The 15685-nt window shown below is 70.8% G+C and carries 14 protein-coding genes; 7 read left to right on the top strand and 7 right to left on the bottom strand.

What is annotated here, in order from left to right:
- Window positions 1-49: 49 nt before the first annotated feature.
- The 6 genes from CES90_RS02760 to CES90_RS02735 all read right to left on the bottom strand — a co-directional run bounded on the left by CES90_RS02760 (window position 50) and on the right by CES90_RS02735 (window position 5085).
- Complete coding sequence (locus CES90_RS02760; protein ID WP_189781650.1) at window positions 50-1468, bottom strand: SLC13 family permease; 1419 nt, start codon at window positions 1466-1468, stop codon at window positions 50-52.
- Window positions 1469-1525: 57 nt separating this feature from the next.
- Window positions 1526-2188 carry a response regulator transcription factor gene (locus tag CES90_RS02755; RefSeq protein ID WP_189781651.1) on the bottom strand — a complete coding sequence of 221 codons (663 nt, stop codon included), beginning with the start codon at window positions 2186-2188 and terminating at the stop codon, window positions 1526-1528.
- The gene (locus tag CES90_RS02750) at window positions 2185-3675 is read right to left on the bottom strand and encodes a sensor histidine kinase (protein ID WP_189781652.1); all 1491 of its coding nucleotides are present in this window, start codon (window positions 3673-3675) and stop codon (window positions 2185-2187) included. The genes CES90_RS02755 and CES90_RS02750 overlap by 4 nt, the downstream gene beginning before the upstream one ends.
- Window positions 3611-3916 carry a small secreted hydrophilic protein gene (locus CES90_RS02745; protein ID WP_189781653.1) on the bottom strand — a complete coding sequence of 102 codons (306 nt, stop codon included), beginning with the start codon at window positions 3914-3916 and terminating at the stop codon, window positions 3611-3613. The genes CES90_RS02750 and CES90_RS02745 overlap by 65 nt, the downstream gene beginning before the upstream one ends.
- Before the next feature lie 168 nt (window positions 3917-4084).
- Window positions 4085-4366: an Lrp/AsnC family transcriptional regulator gene (locus tag CES90_RS02740; RefSeq protein ID WP_149822599.1), complete on the bottom strand. Its 282-nt coding sequence runs from the start codon at window positions 4364-4366 to the stop codon at window positions 4085-4087.
- Window positions 4363-5085, bottom strand: coding sequence for a rhomboid family intramembrane serine protease (locus CES90_RS02735; RefSeq protein WP_189781654.1), 723 nt, complete (start codon window positions 5083-5085; stop codon window positions 4363-4365). The genes CES90_RS02740 and CES90_RS02735 overlap by 4 nt, the downstream gene beginning before the upstream one ends.
- Before the next feature lie 187 nt (window positions 5086-5272).
- Here CES90_RS02735 and CES90_RS02730 point away from each other — a divergent pair, with 187 nt between their 5' ends.
- From CES90_RS02730 to CES90_RS02710, 5 genes are all read left to right on the top strand, one after another.
- Window positions 5273-5512, top strand: a complete 240-nt coding sequence (locus CES90_RS02730; RefSeq protein ID WP_189781655.1) for a hypothetical protein — start codon at window positions 5273-5275, stop codon at window positions 5510-5512.
- 34 nt (window positions 5513-5546) lie between these two features.
- On the top strand, window positions 5547-6890 hold the full coding sequence (locus tag CES90_RS02725; protein WP_189781656.1) for an NYN domain-containing protein: 1344 nt from the start codon (window positions 5547-5549) through the stop codon (window positions 6888-6890).
- Window positions 6891-7158: 268 nt separating this feature from the next.
- The gene (locus tag CES90_RS02720) at window positions 7159-8190 is read left to right on the top strand and encodes a C40 family peptidase (protein WP_189781657.1); all 1032 of its coding nucleotides are present in this window, start codon (window positions 7159-7161) and stop codon (window positions 8188-8190) included.
- A gap of 342 nt (window positions 8191-8532) precedes the next feature.
- Window positions 8533-9573: a C40 family peptidase gene (locus CES90_RS02715; RefSeq protein ID WP_189781658.1), complete on the top strand. Its 1041-nt coding sequence runs from the start codon at window positions 8533-8535 to the stop codon at window positions 9571-9573.
- Window positions 9574-9859: 286 nt separating this feature from the next.
- Window positions 9860-11095: a hypothetical protein gene (locus CES90_RS02710; protein WP_189781659.1), complete on the top strand. Its 1236-nt coding sequence runs from the start codon at window positions 9860-9862 to the stop codon at window positions 11093-11095.
- 195 nt (window positions 11096-11290) lie between these two features.
- On the opposite strand, the gene CES90_RS02705 is transcribed toward CES90_RS02710, so the two are convergent.
- Window positions 11291-12517 carry a glycosyltransferase family 87 protein gene (locus CES90_RS02705; RefSeq protein WP_189781660.1) on the bottom strand — a complete coding sequence of 409 codons (1227 nt, stop codon included), beginning with the start codon at window positions 12515-12517 and terminating at the stop codon, window positions 11291-11293.
- A gap of 156 nt (window positions 12518-12673) precedes the next feature.
- Here CES90_RS02705 and CES90_RS02700 point away from each other — a divergent pair, with 156 nt between their 5' ends.
- Both CES90_RS02700 and CES90_RS02695 read left to right on the top strand, forming a co-directional pair.
- Window positions 12674-13816, top strand: a complete 1143-nt coding sequence (locus tag CES90_RS02700) for a glycosyltransferase family 4 protein (RefSeq protein WP_189781661.1) — start codon at window positions 12674-12676, stop codon at window positions 13814-13816.
- A gap of 60 nt (window positions 13817-13876) precedes the next feature.
- Entirely contained in the window at window positions 13877-15514 is a 1638-nt protein-coding gene (locus CES90_RS02695; RefSeq protein WP_456300561.1) for a GMC oxidoreductase, read from the top strand.
- Window positions 15515-15685: the final 171 nt, after the last annotated feature.

The raw sequence follows: 15685 nt of genomic DNA, 5'->3' as shown, positions 1-15685 counted from the left end.
CAGGGCTCCTTGGGGTCGTGGGTGCGTGGAGTCATCAGGGGCCGCCGTGTCACGGGCGGGCCAGCGGTACGCCCAGCAGCGGCCAGACCGCGACGGCGAAGAGGACGACGAGGGCGGCGGTCAGCGGGGCCAGGACGGCGGACAGACGGAGCAGGTCGCGTGGCGTGTAGGTGGGCGTTCCGGGGAGATCGGCGAAGAGCGCGACCGGCTTCGCGGAGGCCGACAGGGTGTGGCAGAAACCCGCGGCGGCGGTGGACGCGAGCGCGGCCGCCACCGGGTTGACCCCGGCGCCCACGGCCGCCGCGACGACCAGGGGAACGAGCACCGACGACCGTGCCGAACGGGACTGCAGGACGAGATGGGCGGCCGTGCTGAGCACCACGACCGCCACCAGGAACACCAGCGGAGTGACCGCCGAGGGCAGCCCGGCGACCAGCCACTTCGCCGCCCCCGAGTCACTGAGCGCGACACCCATCGCCATGGTCGCGGCCATGAAGAGCAGCATCGACCAGGGCACCGTCCGCAACGCGTCCTTCAGCCGTACGGTGCCCAGCGCGGGCGAGGACGCGACGATCGCGCCGATCAGCGCCACCACGGCCGGCGGCACCCGGTGGAGGGGCTCGGCGCACCACAGGACCACCACCGTGGCCAGCAGCAGGGCGCAGCGCGACTCGGCGGGGGACCAGGGGCCGGTGACCGGCTGCTCACTGTGGTGCTGGATGTCCTCGACCGTGATCCGTACCGGACCGCGGCGGTCCGCGCGCCGGGTCGTCGTCAGCAGTACCGCCTCGGCCGCCAGATGGGACGACACGATCGCCAGCGGCAGGCCCAGCAGCAGCCACTCGGTGAAGCCGATCCGGTCGCCGGTCGCCTCCCACAGCACCGACACCGTGATCAGATGCGCGCCCGCTCCGATCAGAGTCGCCACCGCTGACAGAAGAATCACGGTCGGGAACAGCAGCGCCAGCATCACGACCAGTCGTTTCCGGTCGGCCAGCACCTTGGCGAGGGCCAGGAACACCGGCAGTGCGAGGGCCGCCCGGCCGGAGGTGGCGGGCACCGCGAACGCCGTCACCACCAGCGCGGCCGTCGTCAGGTGCGCCAACTGCCTCATGCTGCGCGCCCCGCTCACCAGGAACGCCGCCGCCCGCCCCGCGAGCCCGGTCCGGGTCACCGCCGCCGCCAGCACGAACGCGCAGATCAGCAGCCACACCGTCGAGTCGCCGAGGGTGCCGAAGAGGGTGTCGCTGCTGATGACCCCGGTCGCCGTCAGGGCGAGTCCGGCACCGAGGGCGATGTAGGTGTCGTCGATCGGGGTGCCGATCCAGGCGGCCGTCGCCAGCGCGAAGACCGCGAGGGTGAGGCGGGCCTCCCCGCCCAGCCCCGGGAAGTTTCCGGGGACGACGAGGAGGGAGCAGAGGGAGAGGGCCACGCACAGCGACGCGGTCAGGCGGAAGTTCAGGGTCACGTCATCAAGGGTTCAAACGGGCGGTGAGCCCGGGATGAGCCCTCGATGAAAGAAGCTTCACGTGGGGAGCCGGTAGCCCATGCCCCTCACCGTCTCCAACTGCCCTGCGCCAAGCTTCTTCCTCAGCGCCCGTACATATACGTCCACGATGTTCGAGCCCGGGTCGAAGTCGTAACCCCACACATGCGACAGAATCTGTTCCCTCGACAGCACCTGTCCCGGATGCCGCAGGAACAGCTCCAGCAGTACGAACTCCCGAGCCGTCAGGTCCACCAGCCGCTCCCCGGCCCGCGCCCGTCGCGTCCGGAGGTCGAGGGTCAGTTCCCCGCTCCGCAGCATCGTCACCTCGGGTGCCCGGGCCGCCGTACGCAGCCGCAGACGCACTCGCGCCAGCAACTCCTCGAAGCGGAACGGCTTGGTCATCCAGTCGTCGGCGCCACCCTCCAGGCCGGCCACGGTGTCGCGTACGGAGTCCCGGGCGGTCAGCACGATGACCGGCACGGTCACCCGGGCCTCGCGCAGTTCGCGGAGCACGGTGAAGCCGTCGCGGCCGGGCAGCCCTATGTCGAGGACGATGAGGTCGAAGCCGCCGGTGAGGGCGTACTCGTAGGCAGCGTCGCCGTCGCCGACCACGGTCGTGGTGAAGCCTCCGGCGCGCAGGCCCTTCTCGACGAAGGAGGCGATCCTTTCCTCGTCCTCCACGATGAGGATGCGGTTCACGTGCGGACCCCTTCCAGGGTGAGTACGAAGGTGGCGCCGCCGCCCTCGGTGTCATGGAGTCGTACGCGACCGCCGTGTGCCTCGGCGATGGCGCGGACGATCGACAGGCCGAGCCCGGCACCGGAGCCGCGGGCGCCGCGTCGGGCCGTGCCCCGCCGGAACCGTTCGAAGATCACGTCGGCGTCCTGCGGCTGCACACCGGGCCCTGAGTCGACGACGTAGAACTCGACGGCCGAACTCCCGTCGACACGCGAGCCGATGCGGATGGTCTGGCCGGTGGTGGTGTGCTGCACGGCGTTCTGGGCCAGCTGGACCATGGCCTGGGTGATCCGCTGGGGGTCCAACTCGGCTTCCCGGTCGGCGACTTCGGTGAGTTGCCAGTCGCGTTCGCCGAGGGTGCGGGCGTTGACGTAGACGTCGGCGGTGAGTTCGGCGAGCTGTACGGGCTCGGGGCGGACGAAGTCGGGCCGTTCCGCCCTGGCGAGCAGCAGCAGGTCCTCGACGATGCGGCTCATCCGGTCCAGCTCGTCGGTGACCAGCCGGATCGTCTCCTCGCGCTCGGCGGGATCGTCGCCCATCACCTCCAGATGGCCCCGCACGATGGTGATGGGCGTACGCAGCTCGTGCCCGGCGTCGTCGACGAACTCCCGCTGCGCGGCGAAGGCCCGCTCCAGCCGGTCGAGCATGGCGTTGAACGTCTCGGCGAGAGCGGCCACGTCGTCCCGGCCGTGCACCGGGATGCGCCGGGTGAGGTCCTGCTCGGTGAGCTGGGCCGCGGCGGAGCGCACGACCCGTACGGGCTTGAGGATCCGCCCGGCGACGACCCAGGCGATACCGATCGTCATCAGCAGGGCGACCCCGGAGATGGCGAGCAGCACCCGGAACACCTCGTCCGCGCGCCGCTCCTCCCGCTGCGGGTGGAAGGCGACCACGAACGCGGCGTCCGGCTCACCGCCGTACCGGGCCACCTCGACCTTCGCCCAGTGGATGTCTCCGGACGCCCGTTCCAGGACACCCGTGGAGTCGGGCGACTCGAAGATCGCGAGCTGGGCGTCGTCGTCCTTGTGCAGGGGCAGCGCGACGGGGATGTCGCGCCGCTGGATGATCTGCGCGGGGTCCCGGCCCGGCCGGGCCACCAGACCGATCAGTTCCTCGTCCAGGTCGGCGTTCTGCCGGTCCAGGAAGACGTACAGCAGCCGCGACGGTTCCGTGAACGGCTCCCCGGTCTCCGGATCGACGCCCCGCGCCTGAAGATTGGCGAACTCCCCGGCCTCCTGCGCGAGCAGTCCGTTGATCCGCTGGTCCGCGTCCCGCAACAGGATCGAACGCGTGGTCCCCGCCACCGACGCCAGCGCCACCGCCATCACGAGCAACAACCACAGCAGAATCCTGACCCGCGCGGACACCCGCCACCGCGCCCCGTCAGCCGTCGTCGCCGGCTCCGTCGTCGGCGTCGTCCTGGCCGTCCTCGCGTCGGTCGTCGTCATCGTCATCACTCGCGGGGCCGTCGGTCACCGGAGGCCGGGGCACGACCTCGTCACTCGGAGTCGCCGACGGCCGCGTGGACGTGGGCGTCGGCGTAGGACTCGAAGCCTCCTTATCCAACTCCACCTTGGGCGGCACCTTCGGGGCCTCGGGACTGTCGGTCAGGGCAAAGCTGGTGGCGGCGATCCCGAGCGGAATGGCCACGACGGCGGCGAGAGCCGCGATACGACGAGAGAAAGCCATGGGAACGATCGTGCGGATGGCAACCGCGACAGAGGATGAGCCGAAGATGAGGGTTCTTTCATCTTCGGGCGCCTGCAGCGTCCCTTCAGGGGCGCGGGGCTGTGACATATGCGGCTCCGCCGCGTGGGCGCGACCAGCCACAAATCACCCGCACCCGCCGATGATCCCTCAGTTGTCCAATCCGATGGCGAACGCGGCCTCAAGGTCATGCTGGGAATACGTCCGAAACGCCACATGCGTGTCCGTCGCCAGCACCCCGGGAATCTTGCTGATCGCCCCCGGAATCACATCAGCCAGATCATCGTGGGCCTTCACCCGAACCATGGCGACCAAATCGTACGTACCGGTCACCGAAAACACCTCGCTCACGGATTCGAGCGCGGCGATCGACTCCGCGATCTCCGGAATCCGGTCCACGCTTGTCTTGATGAGCACGATCGCGGTGATCACGGCTGGTTCTCTCCCTCAGGGGCCGGAGCTGGGACGTTCGCTGGGCCTTTCACTCTAGCCCTACGCCCATAACGCCCCCACGCGTAGCCGAACCCCACCCCGAACCCCACCAGGTGCGCCAGATACGCGACCCCCGGCCCCGACGTCTCCCGCCCCGCGGCCAGCCACTGCAGGCTCACCCAGAACGGCAGCGTCACCCAGGCCGGGAACCGCAGCGGGAGGAAGAACAGGAACGGAAAGAGGCTCGTCACGCCCGCTCGGGGGAACAAGAAGAGAAACGCGCCGAGGACCGCGGAGATCGCCCCGGACGCGCCGACCAGCGACTGCGGGGACCCGGCGTGCGCGGCCGCGTACGCAGCGAGGGCGAGGTAACCGCAGCCGACGTAGAAGAGGGCGAACTCCACATGGCCCATGCGTTCCTCGGCCATCGCCCCGAAGACGAAGAGGAAGAGCATGTTGCCGAGGAGGTGGAGCCAGCTGCCGTGGACGAAGAGCGCGGTGAGGGGGGTGAGCGCCGCGCGCGGGGAGCCGGTGAAGAGCTCGACCGGTACGACACCCCAGCGGCGGAAGTACGACCGCTGCGCGGCCAGCAGCTCGTCACCGGTGCCGTACGCCGGATTCAGGCCGGCCGCCGGCCCGATCAGGAAGATCACACAGCAGAGGATGATCAGCCCGTACGTCACCGGCGCCGACTCATTTTGTACGGTCTTTCCGATCATGATCAGAGCATGACGTAACGGGACCCACCCGCCCAGACCGCCTCGCCGCCGGAGGTGATCGGCCTCGGCCTTGGTGCCGCTCCGTAGGCGGAGCGGCACGGGACAGCGGTCAGGCCGTAGGGTTACGAGCCACACGCACCGGGAGGCCGGCGCGTCACGGAGACTGGAAGAAGGAAGAGCAGCCACGATGACGGTTCCCCTGCCGACCGCCACGACCCGCTGGCGCTGCACCCTGTGCGGCAACCTCACGCGCTTCGACGTGACCCGCTCCTCGAAGGTCGTCGAGTACGTTCACCTCGACCTCGCCGGGGAACCGAAGATCGAGGAGCGCGAGGTGGTCAGTGAGACCATCGAGTCGGTCCGCTGCCGCTGGTGCAACGCCGTGGACCAGGTGGAACTCGTGGACAGGCCGGGCGCCGACTCCTGAGGGAGGCGGCCCCGCACGGACAGTGGGGTGACGGATGGTGGAGACCGCAGGCGGGGGGCCGGGCGACGGCGCCGCTGAGGTGCTCGACCGTCCGCTGCCCGAGGGCGTGCGCAAGCGTGTCGTGCAGATCGTCTCCGACGGCTTCGGCGGACTGACCGTGGGTGAACTGCCCGCACAACTGCGACAGTACGCCCGGTTCGCACCGAATCGCCGGGTGAAGTTCGCGGGCAACGCGATGGCGGCCGCGCTGGAGAGCGACACGCTGTTCCGCCAGCGGATCGGGGAGCGGTTCAGGGAGGCCCACCCGGAGCTGTCCGGCGCCCTCGACACGGGTGCCCCGCCCCCGGCCGCCGATCCGCTGGACGTGGCGGCCGCCGCGTACGTCCTGCGCCCCACGGGCTGGGTGAAGCTGGTCACCGCGGCCGGCGAGGAGGCCCTGCGGGCGGACGCGGAGCGCGCCGACGAGGAGAACCGCGCCGAGCTGGAGCGGCTGCGCCAGCAGCTCGCCGAGGCGCGCGGCCAGACGAAGGCGGAGACCGAACGGCTGCGTACGGAGCTGGAATCGGCCAAGAAAGAGGCCGACTCGCTGCACCGCAAGCTCCGCTCCGCCCTCAGCGACGTCAAGCGCGGCGAGGCCGCCCTGCGCAAGCTGCACGCCGAGATGGAGACCGTACGCGCCGAGGGGCACGCCCAGGTGTCCGCCGCCGAGAGCGAGACCCGGCGGCTCAAGGCCCGGCTCGGCGAGGCGGAGGCGGCTCTGGAGGCCACCCGACGGGCGGCCCGCGAAGGGCGCAGCGTCGAGGACATGCGCGTACGGCTGCTCCTGGACACCGTGCTGGACGCGGCCCAGGGGCTGCGGAGGGAGCTGGCGTTGCCGCCGGTGTCCGTACGGCCCGCCGAGACCGTCGACGCCGTCGAGCCGGGGCGGATGACGCCGAAGGACATCGCCGCCCGCGCGCTGTCCGAGAACGACCCCGCGATCCTGGACCAGTTGCTGGCGCTGCCGCAGGCGCATCTCGTGGTCGACGGCTACAACGTCACGAAGACCGGCTATCCGCAGATGCCGCTGGAGAAGCAGCGCCTCCGGCTCCTCGGGCAGCTCTCGCAGCTCGCCGCGCAGACCGGCGCCGAGGTGACATGTGTCTTCGACGGGGCCGAGCTGGCCGCGCCCGTCCTGCTCGCGCCGCCGCGCGGAGTACGGGTGTTGTTCTCCAAGCCGGGTGTCACGGCCGACGAGTTGATCCGTCAGCTGGTGCGCGCCGAGCCGCCCGGGCGGCCGGTCATCGTGGCCTCCACCGACCGTGAGGTCGCCGACGGGGTCGCCAAGGCGGGCGCCCGGCCGGTCGCTTCCGCGATGCTCCTCAAGCGGCTTTCCTGACGTTTCAGCCTTCTCGGCCCCGTCCGCCCCAACGGCGACGTACGGGTGCTATGTCCGAATTGGATCGAACTGTTGCGCAACGTAGCGTCAACGGAACATCACTACATGTGTGTTGAGTGTAAATAGTGCGCCGTGGGGCGGGATTTTTCCTGTGGGGGATTTGAAGTGATCATCATTAGGTCACTAGGGTCTGGGCTCAAACCTCTCAACGGGTGATCATCACCGGAGTCCCCGCCGGGTGATCGCTCACATGAAGGAGTTCCCTACCGTGGCGTCCCACCGTCGACCGAAGCAGCCGAGCCGTGCGCGTGTGACCGTGCTCACCACTGCCGCTGCCGCTGCCGTGGCCCTGACCTCCCAGGCGGCCAACGCCGCGCCCGGCGACAAGCCGAGCAAGGAAGAGGTCAAGACCAAGGTCCACGACCTCTACGAAGAGGCCGGGCGGGCCACCGACAAGTACAACGGGGCCAAGGAGAAGGAGAAGAAGCTCCAGAAGGAGATCTCCACCATCCAGGACAACGTCGCCCGCGGCCAGGAAGACCTCAACGAGCTGCGTGAGGGCATAGGCCAGGCCGCCAGCGCCCAGTACCGCTCGGGTGGTATCGACTCCTCGATCCAGCTCTTCCTCTCCGCCGACCCGGACGACTATCTGGACAAGGCCGCCACGCTGGACCAGTTGAGCAGTCAGCAGGTCGACGCGCTCAAGAAGATCCAGGAGAAGCAGCGCTCGCTCGCGCAGCAGCGCCAGGAGGCCAACGAGAAGCTCGCGGACCTCGCCGAGGTCCGCGCGTCGCTGGGCAAGAAGAAGAAGGAAGTCCAGTCGAAGCTGGCCGAGGCGCAGAAGCTCCTCAACACCCTGACCGCCGCGGAGAAGGCGGCCCTGGACAAGGAGGAGACGCGCGCCAGCCGCTCCGCCGGTGAGCGTGTCGACCTCGGCAACGAGGTGCCCGCCTCCCAGCGCGGCGCGGCCGCCCTCGCCGCCGCCGCCACCCAGCAGGGCAAGCCGTACGTCTCCGGCGGCAGCGGCCCCAACTCGTACGACTGCTCCGGGCTGACACAGTGGGCCTACGCCCAGGCGGGTGTGTCCATCAGCCGGACCACGTACACGCAGGCGAACGACGGCACCCGGATCACGCGCGACCAACTCGCCCCCGGCGACCTGGTGTTCTTCAACAACCTGGGTCACGTCGGCCTCTACGCCGGCAACGGCACGATCATTCACTCCCCGTACCCGGGCAAGGTCGTCCGCTACGAGTCGATGAGCACCATCGGCACCTTCCAGTTCGGCGTCCGTATCTGACGCCTGATCCGACGCCTGCTTCGGTTCCTCGAGGGCTTCTGAGGGCTTCACGGCTCCGATGGTCACGCGGTGTGACCATCGGAGCCGTTCTGCTTCGAGATCAGGACGCAGGGCCGTCCGAACGGGCGAATTCCCGCACCTCACGCTGACCCCATGCCCCGCCGGTGACCTGGGTCCCGAGCGGGGCGTCACGCTGTGTGTCCGCGTAGGTCTTTGGCTGTGACAGGCTCGCGCGGCTACTGTCGGCCGCGCTTCCCTCACTGGCCGTGAGGGCGCCCCCTCCGGGTGCCTCTGCGGCTTCGGGGAGGGCCCTGTCCGCCGTCGAAGGGAGTGCGGCTTCCCGTGGTGTCCCACAGTCGCCTTGTACCGTCCGGGTTCGACCGGGGCGCAGCCGCCGCCCTGAGCGTGCTGTCCGCCGCGGCCACCGCCTTCGGCGCCGTCCCCGTCCAGTCGGCCGTCGCCGCCCCGCACGACCACCACACCCGCGCCGAGGTCGACCGGCTGTACGAGGAGGCCGAGCAGGCCACCGAGGCGTTCAACAAGGCCGACGAGCGCGCCGACAGACTCGGCGACCAGATCGGCACCGCCCAGGACGCGATCGCCCGGCAGCAGGACCGCATCAACACCATGCGGGAGTCGCTGGGTTCGCTCGCCGGGGCCCAGTACCGCTCCGGCGGCCTCGACCCGTCCCTCGCCCTGCTGTTCTCCGACAACCCGGACGACTACCTCGACAAGGCCGCCGCCCTGGACCGGATCGGCGCCCACCAGGCGGGCGAACTCCACGCTCTCCAGCAGGCCATGCGCGACATCGCCCAGCAGCGCGCGGAGGCCTCCGGCAAGCTCACCGAGCTGGAGAAGAGCCGCAAGGCCGTCGCCTTGCACAAGCGGACGGTCGAGCGGAAGCTCGCCGAGGCCCGGAGGCTGCTCGACTCCCTCCCGGACGACGAGCGCGCCGAGTTCGACCGTGCCTCCCGCTCCGGCGGCAAAGGCCGCTCCGAGATGGAGAGGCCCGACCTCACCGGCGCCGGCGCCCCCAACGCCCGCGCGGCGGCTGCCGTCGCCGCCGCGCGCTCCGCCCTCGGCAAGCCGTACGTGTGGGGTGCGTCCGGCCCCTACGGCTTCGACTGCTCGGGCCTCATGGTCTGGTCGTACTCCCAGGCCGGGGTCGCGCTTCCGCGCACCTCGCAGTCCCAGCGATACGCCGGCACCCAGGTCCCGCTGTCCCAGGCGCAGCCCGGCGACCTGGTCACGTATCGGTCGGATGCCAGCCACGTAGGTATGTACGTGGGCGACGGCCAAGTCATTCACGCTCCCTACCCGGGCGCCCCCGTCCGCTACGACCCTGTCGGCATGATGCCGATCGCCTCGGTCACCCGCCCCTGACACTCCCACACAGGTCCAGGGCCCCCTCCGCCGTACGCCCGCACCGCCCTGCCGTACGGCGACGGGGGCCCCGTACGATCGGGAACGTGGCTGGTCGAAGGCGTACGACGCGTCCCCGGCCCGGGTCGGGGGTCCGGCACGGGCACCCGGGGCGCAGAGGCCTCCCCTCGGCCCTGGGGCGTGTTGCGAAAGTCCCGCCTGCCGCCCGACGCCTGGTACGCGCTCTCGTCGCCCGACGCCTGGTACGCTCCCCGACTCTCGGCTTCGCTCGAGCGGGAGGGGCCTCATGACGCCGCCCGGCCCGCCCTCCGGGCGGACGACGGGACTTTCCCCATACGCCCTGGCCCTCACGCTCGCCCTCCTCGTCGGCTGCGGCGGCAACCCGGCAGCTGACTCCGCCCGCGTCGACGTCGAGCGGATGCTCGACCGGCGGGCGGAGGCGGTTCTGGAGCGGGACGAGACGGCGTTCCGGGCCACGGAGGCATCCGCCGACGCGGTCCGGCCCGAACTGGCCGGCGGGTCCGCCGAGTTCGCGAACCTGCGGGAGCTTCCGCTGGCGGGCTGGTCTTACGACCTCACCGGCTTCGACCGCTCCGGCGACCGGGCCACGGCCGAGGCGGCCCTGCGCTACCGGATACGCGGCTACGACAGGGCGCCCGTCACCGCTGTACGCACGCTGTCCCTGGTCCGTGACGACGGCGCCTGGTACGTCGCCTCCGACGAGCCCTCGGAGAAGGGCACCGAGCAGCTGTGGGAGCAAGGGGCGATACAGGTCGTGCACGGCGAGCGGAGTCTGGTGCTCGGGGTGGGCCGGCCGGAGGGGAGCCTACGGGAGTACGCGCGGCTGGCGGACCGGTCCGTGCCCGCCGTGACCGAGGCGTGGGGCGAGGACTGGGCGCGCCGGGTCGTGGTCCTCGTGCCGCACTCGCTGGAGGAGATGGCGGGGCTGCTCGGGGCGCCCTCGGACGGGTATCAGGGGATCGCCGCGGTCACGACCGGCGAGGCGGGAGGATCAGCGAAGGCCCCCGCCGACCGGATCATCGTCAACCCCAACGCGTACGCCGTCCTCGGCGGCTTCGGCAAGCAGGTCGTCCTCACCCACGAGACCACCCACGTCGCCACCCGCGCCCACACCAACGCCGCCACGCCCCTGTGGCTCTCCGAGGGGTACGCGGACTGGGTCGGCTACCGGGCGACCGGCCGTTCGGCGTCCGAGGTGGCGCCGGAGCTGCGGCGCGCGGTGGCGGAGGGCAGGGCCCCGGCCGAGCTCCCCGAGGACGCCGACTTCGGCTTCTCCGGCGACTCCGGCGGGCTCGCCCAGGCCTACGAGGGCGGCTGGCTGGCCTGCCGGATGATCGCGGACCGCTGGGGCGAGGTCCGCCTGAACGAGTTCTACCGGGCCGTCGGCGAGCATGGGAAGCGGGCCGAGGCGGTGGAGACCGCGCTGCGGGAGGTGCTCGGGACGACACCGGGGAGGTTCACCGAGCAGTGGCGGGCGTATGTGAGGACTCAGCTGGGCTGACACGGGGGTCGTGCCGCCGGCGCCGCGGCGGAGCCGCACATCGACACAGCCCCGCGCCCCTTGAAGGCACCGGGCGCGACCCGTGCCGTCACGGGGCGCGGGGCTGTGACATCTGCGGCTCCGCCGCGTGGGCGCGAGCAACCACGAACCACCCGCAGCCGCCGAACAAGCCGCCCCCCCCGAGCTCTCCCGCGATCACGAGCCCATGGGTTCCTTCGTGCGGGTCGGCTGGTCAGGGGCCGGCAGGGGTACCCGGCGGGGGACCGTGGCCTGCCACAGTTCGAGGGCGGCGAGGAGGGTGGCGAGGACGAGGAGGCCGTTGCGGGCGAAGAGGAGGATGATGCCGAGCCCGTCGCTCATGACCACGTGGGAGAACCAGATCGGGAACTCCAGGACGGTCACGAAGGACGCGACCAGGACGAGCCTCGCGGGCACCACCATGCGGCTGCCCCGGAAACAGAGGCAGACCGCCGCGAGGCCGACCAGCCACACCATGTACTGGGGGCTGATCACCCGGCTCGTGGTGGTGAACATCAGCACCGCCACGAACGCGGCGTCCGCGAGAGTCTGCGGGTCGAAACGCCGCGCGCGCACCCGCCACAGCAGCAGCCAGCCGAAGGCCACCGCGCTGAGCGCCAGGGCCGCGTTGCTGACCACGTCGACGTAGTCGCCGAGGAACTCGACCGAGCCGTAGTTGAGCAGCACCTGGCCGTTCCAGCCGAACTGCCGGGCGACGTGGAAGACGAGGGCGCCCAGCGACTCCACCTCGGTGCCCCGGTCGCGCTGGAAGGTCAGGAAGGCGAAGGCGCCGGGCATGGAGACGGCGAAGAGGGCGGCCAGCGACACGGCGGTCACCGCCGCCGAGGCCCAGGCCCTGCGGCCGCGGGCGCCCAGGAGCAGCAGCACCGGCCACACCTTCAGCAGGGCCGCGAAGGCCGTGAGCGCCCCCATCAGGCGCGGGTGGCGGCCGCCGGCGAGGAGGGCGGCGACCGCCACCGCGGTCACCATCACGTCGTAGCGGGCGTACACGGTCGGGCCGAGCAGTGGCAGGCCCACCACCCACACCCAGGCGCCGCGCCAGGTCCTTCCGGGGCGGGCGCCCGCGTACAGGAGCAGGGTGAGCACGACCAGGTCGGCGAGGAAGGCGAGGGCGAAGAAGGCCGACGCGTAGTCAAGGAAGGGCAGCAGGCCGGGGGAGAGGATCGCGAGGGCGGCGGCGGGCGGGTACTGCCACGTCACATCGTCCAGGGGATACGTTCCTGTGCGCAGGATCTCGTACCAGCCCTGGTAGATCACCGACACATCGCTGGTGACGTCGGGGCCGGGGAACACGTACACCTTGAAGACGAACAGCAGCAGGAGCAGCCGGGTCGCGCCCCAGGCCGTCAGCAGCCCGAACGGGAGCCGTCGAGTGCCCGTCATGTCCACCTGAGCCACCTGTGCCCCTGTCCGTGTGTTTCGCGCGTGTGGGGACATGATCCCCTGCCCGGCTGTGAAGCGACTGTGAAGCCCGGCCGGACCGTGTGAGGAGTGGGTGCGGACACTCTGGCGATCGCCTGTTCGGTAGGGTCGGCGGCGATGCACAAGACCCTGATCGTGACCAACGACTTCCCGCCCCGGCCCGGCGGAATCCAGGCCTTCCTGCACAATATGGCGCTGCGGCTGGACCCCGAGAAGGTCGTCGTCTACGCCTCGACCTGGAAGCGGAGCCGGGAGGGCGTCGAGGCGACGGCCGCCTTCGACGCCGAGCAGCCCTTCACCGTCGTACGCGACCGGACGACCATGCTGCTGCCGACGCCGGGCGCCACGCGTACGGCCGTCGGTCTGCTGCGGGAGCACGGCTGTACGTCGGTGTGGTTCGGGGCGGCGGCACCGCTCGGCCTGATGGCGCCCGCCCTGCGGAAGGCGGGCGCGCAGCGGCTGGTCGCCACCACGCACGGCCACGAGGCGGGGTGGGCGCAGCTGCCGGCCGCCCGGCAGCTGCTGCGGCGGATCGGCGAGGCCACGGACACGATCACGTACCTGGGCGAGTACACGCGCTCCCGGATCGCCACCGCCCTGACCCCCGAGGCGGCCGGACGCATGGTCCAGCTGCCGCCCGGCGTCGACGAGAAGACCTTCCACCCGGGCTCCGGCGGTGCCGAGGTCCGGGCCCGGCTCGGGCTCGCCGACCGGCCGGTGGTCGTGTGCGTCTCCCGGCTGGTGCCGCGCAAGGGGCAGGACACGCTGATCCTCGCGATGCCGACCATCCTGGCCAAGGAACCGGAGGCGGTGCTGCTGATCGTCGGGGGCGGACCGTACGAGAAGGAGCTGCGCAGGCTCGCCTACGAGACCGGGGTCGCCGAGTCCGTCCGCTTCACCGGGGCCGTCCCCTGGTCCGAGCTGCCCGCCCACTACGGCGCCGGTGACGTCTTCGCCATGCCGTGCCGCACCCGGCGCGGCGGCCTTGACGTGGAAGGGCTCGGCATCGTGTACCTGGAGGCCTCCGCGACCGGCCTGCCCGTCGTCGCCGGTGACTCCGGCGGCGCCCCCGACGCCGTGCTCGACGGCGAGACCGGCTGGGTCGTGCGCGGCGGCTGCACGGAGGAGGCCGCCGAGCGTGTCGTCACCCTCCTCGGCGATGCCGAGTTGCGCCGCCGCATGGGGGAGCGGGGGCGGGAGTGGGTGGAGGAACGGTGGCGGTGGGACCTGTTGGCCGAGAAGCTGGAGTTGTTGCTGTAGGGGCAAACGGGGCATCCCGTATCTCTGGTGTGAACGCGGACGTCCGCAGATCCTGTGAGCATGACAGAGAAACTGACGCAGCATCAGCTTTCCCGCCGTCGCATACTCGGTATGGTCGCGCTCCAGGCGGCCGCCACGGCCGGCCTCACCCGGGTCGGCCTCCAGTCGGCCCAGGCCGTCGAACCCGCCGCCGTCGACAACTCCCCGGCCATCGTGATCGGTTCGGGCTACGGCGCCGCCGTGGCCGCCCTCCGCCTCGGCCAGGCCGGCATCCGCACGCTCGTCCTGGAGATGGGCCGCCTCTGGAACACCCCCGGCTCCGACGGGAAGGTCTTCTGCTCGACGCGGGAGCCGGACGAGCGATCCATGTGGTTCAAGACCCGCACGGAGGCCCCGCTCGCCACCTTCCTGTGGCTGGACGTCGTCAACAGGGGCATCAACCCCTACCCCGGAGTCCTCGACCGGGTCCGCTACGCCAACATGTCCGTCTTCGTCGGACGCGGCGTCGGCGGTGGCTCACTGGTCAACGGCAGCATGGCCGTCACACCCCTCCAGTCGTACTTCGCCGAGCAGTTCCCGACCGTCGACACCGCCGAGATGTACGCCACGTACTTCCCGCGCGCCCGCGCCATGCTCGGCGTCAACACCATCGACCCGGCATGGTTCGAGTCCACCGAGTGGTACCGCTTCAGCCGGATCTCCCGCGCCCACGCCGAGAAGACCGGCCTGAAGACCACCTTCGTGCCGAGCGTCTACGACTTCGCGTACATGCAGCGCGAAGCCGCCGGTACGGCGGCCAAGTCGGCCCTCGCCGGTGAGGTCATCTACGGCAACAACCACGGCAAGCGCAGCCTCGACAAGACCTACCTCGCCGCCGCGCTCGGCACCGGCAACGTCACCATCCACACCATGGAACGCGCCAAGGGGATAAGAAGAGCGAGCGACGGCACGTACGTCATCACCGTCGACCGCATCGACGACACCGGCGCGGTCGTCGAGACCAAGGAGTACGGCTGCACGTACCTCTTCCTCGGCGCGGGCAGCGTCGGCACCACCGAACTCCTCGTCCGCGCACGGGCGTTGGGCACGCTGCCCGCGCTGGATGCGAGCGTCGGGGCGGGCTGGGGCACCAACGGCAACGTGATGCTGGGCCGGGCCAACCACCTCTGGGACACGGTCGGCGCGAACCAGTCGACCATGCCGGTCCTCGGCATCGACGACTGGGCCAACACCGCCAACCCCGTCTTCGCCGAAATCGCCCCGCTGCCCACCGGGTTGGAGCACTGGGTCAGCCTCTACCTGGCGATCACCAAGAACCCGCAGCGCGCGTCCTTCACCTACGACGCCGCGAGCGACTCGGCGAAACTCGGCTGGAGCGCCGCCCAGAGCGCGGTCTCCGTGTCGATGGCCAAGAAGCTCTTCGACCGGATCAACTCGGCGAACTCCACGATCTACCGGTACGACCTCTTCGGCTCGTCCAACAAGGTGTTCGCCGACGACTTCACGTACCACCCGCTGGGCGGCTGCGTGCTGGGCAGGGCGACCGACAACTACGGGCGGGTGAAGGGCTATTCGAAGCTGTACGTCACCGACGGCTCGCTCGTGCCCGGCTCCATCGGGGTGAACCCGTTCGTCACGATCACCGCGCTCGCCGAACGAACGATGGCGCGGGTCCTCGCCGAGGACACCGCGCCATGAGCTGTACGACCGCTGGCTACTTCTGTTGAAGCTCTCTCCCGGATGAATTCGGGAGACTCTCCCCTGGATCGCTCCGGGGAGTTTGACAGGCCATGCCTGTCCGACGACGACCCTTCCGGCCGCCGGAGCGAGTACAGGACTCCCTCGGGTTGTCGGGGACTTGGTTGTCGC

It is taken from the genome of Streptomyces capitiformicae (assembly GCF_002214185.1).
In the GTDB taxonomy this organism is placed as follows: Bacteria; Actinomycetota; Actinomycetes; order Streptomycetales; family Streptomycetaceae; genus Streptomyces; species Streptomyces capitiformicae.
The sequence above is the reverse complement of the archived record's forward strand: the minus strand, read 5'-3'. Positions and strand labels throughout refer to the sequence as shown.

Excerpts from the sequence above, each read along its gene's own strand:
- CES90_RS02750 (WP_189781652.1), bottom strand. The coding sequence starts at position 3,675 with ATGACGACGACCGACGCGAGGACGGCCAGGACGACGCCGACGACGGAG.
- CES90_RS02745 (WP_189781653.1), bottom strand. The coding sequence starts at position 3,916 with ATGGCTTTCTCTCGTCGTATCGCGGCTCTCGCCGCCGTCGTGGCCATT.
- CES90_RS02735 (WP_189781654.1), bottom strand. The coding sequence starts at position 5,085 with ATGATCGGAAAGACCGTACAAAATGAGTCGGCGCCGGTGACGTACGGG.
- CES90_RS02730 (WP_189781655.1), top strand. The coding sequence starts at position 5,273 with ATGACGGTTCCCCTGCCGACCGCCACGACCCGCTGGCGCTGCACCCTG.
- CES90_RS02725 (WP_189781656.1), top strand. The coding sequence starts at position 5,547 with ATGGTGGAGACCGCAGGCGGGGGGCCGGGCGACGGCGCCGCTGAGGTG.
- CES90_RS02710 (WP_189781659.1), top strand. The coding sequence starts at position 9,860 with ATGACGCCGCCCGGCCCGCCCTCCGGGCGGACGACGGGACTTTCCCCA.
- CES90_RS02705 (WP_189781660.1), bottom strand. The coding sequence starts at position 12,517 with ATGACGGGCACTCGACGGCTCCCGTTCGGGCTGCTGACGGCCTGGGGC.
- CES90_RS02700 (WP_189781661.1), top strand. The coding sequence starts at position 12,674 with ATGCACAAGACCCTGATCGTGACCAACGACTTCCCGCCCCGGCCCGGC.
- CES90_RS02695 (WP_456300561.1), top strand. The coding sequence starts at position 13,877 with ATGACAGAGAAACTGACGCAGCATCAGCTTTCCCGCCGTCGCATACTC.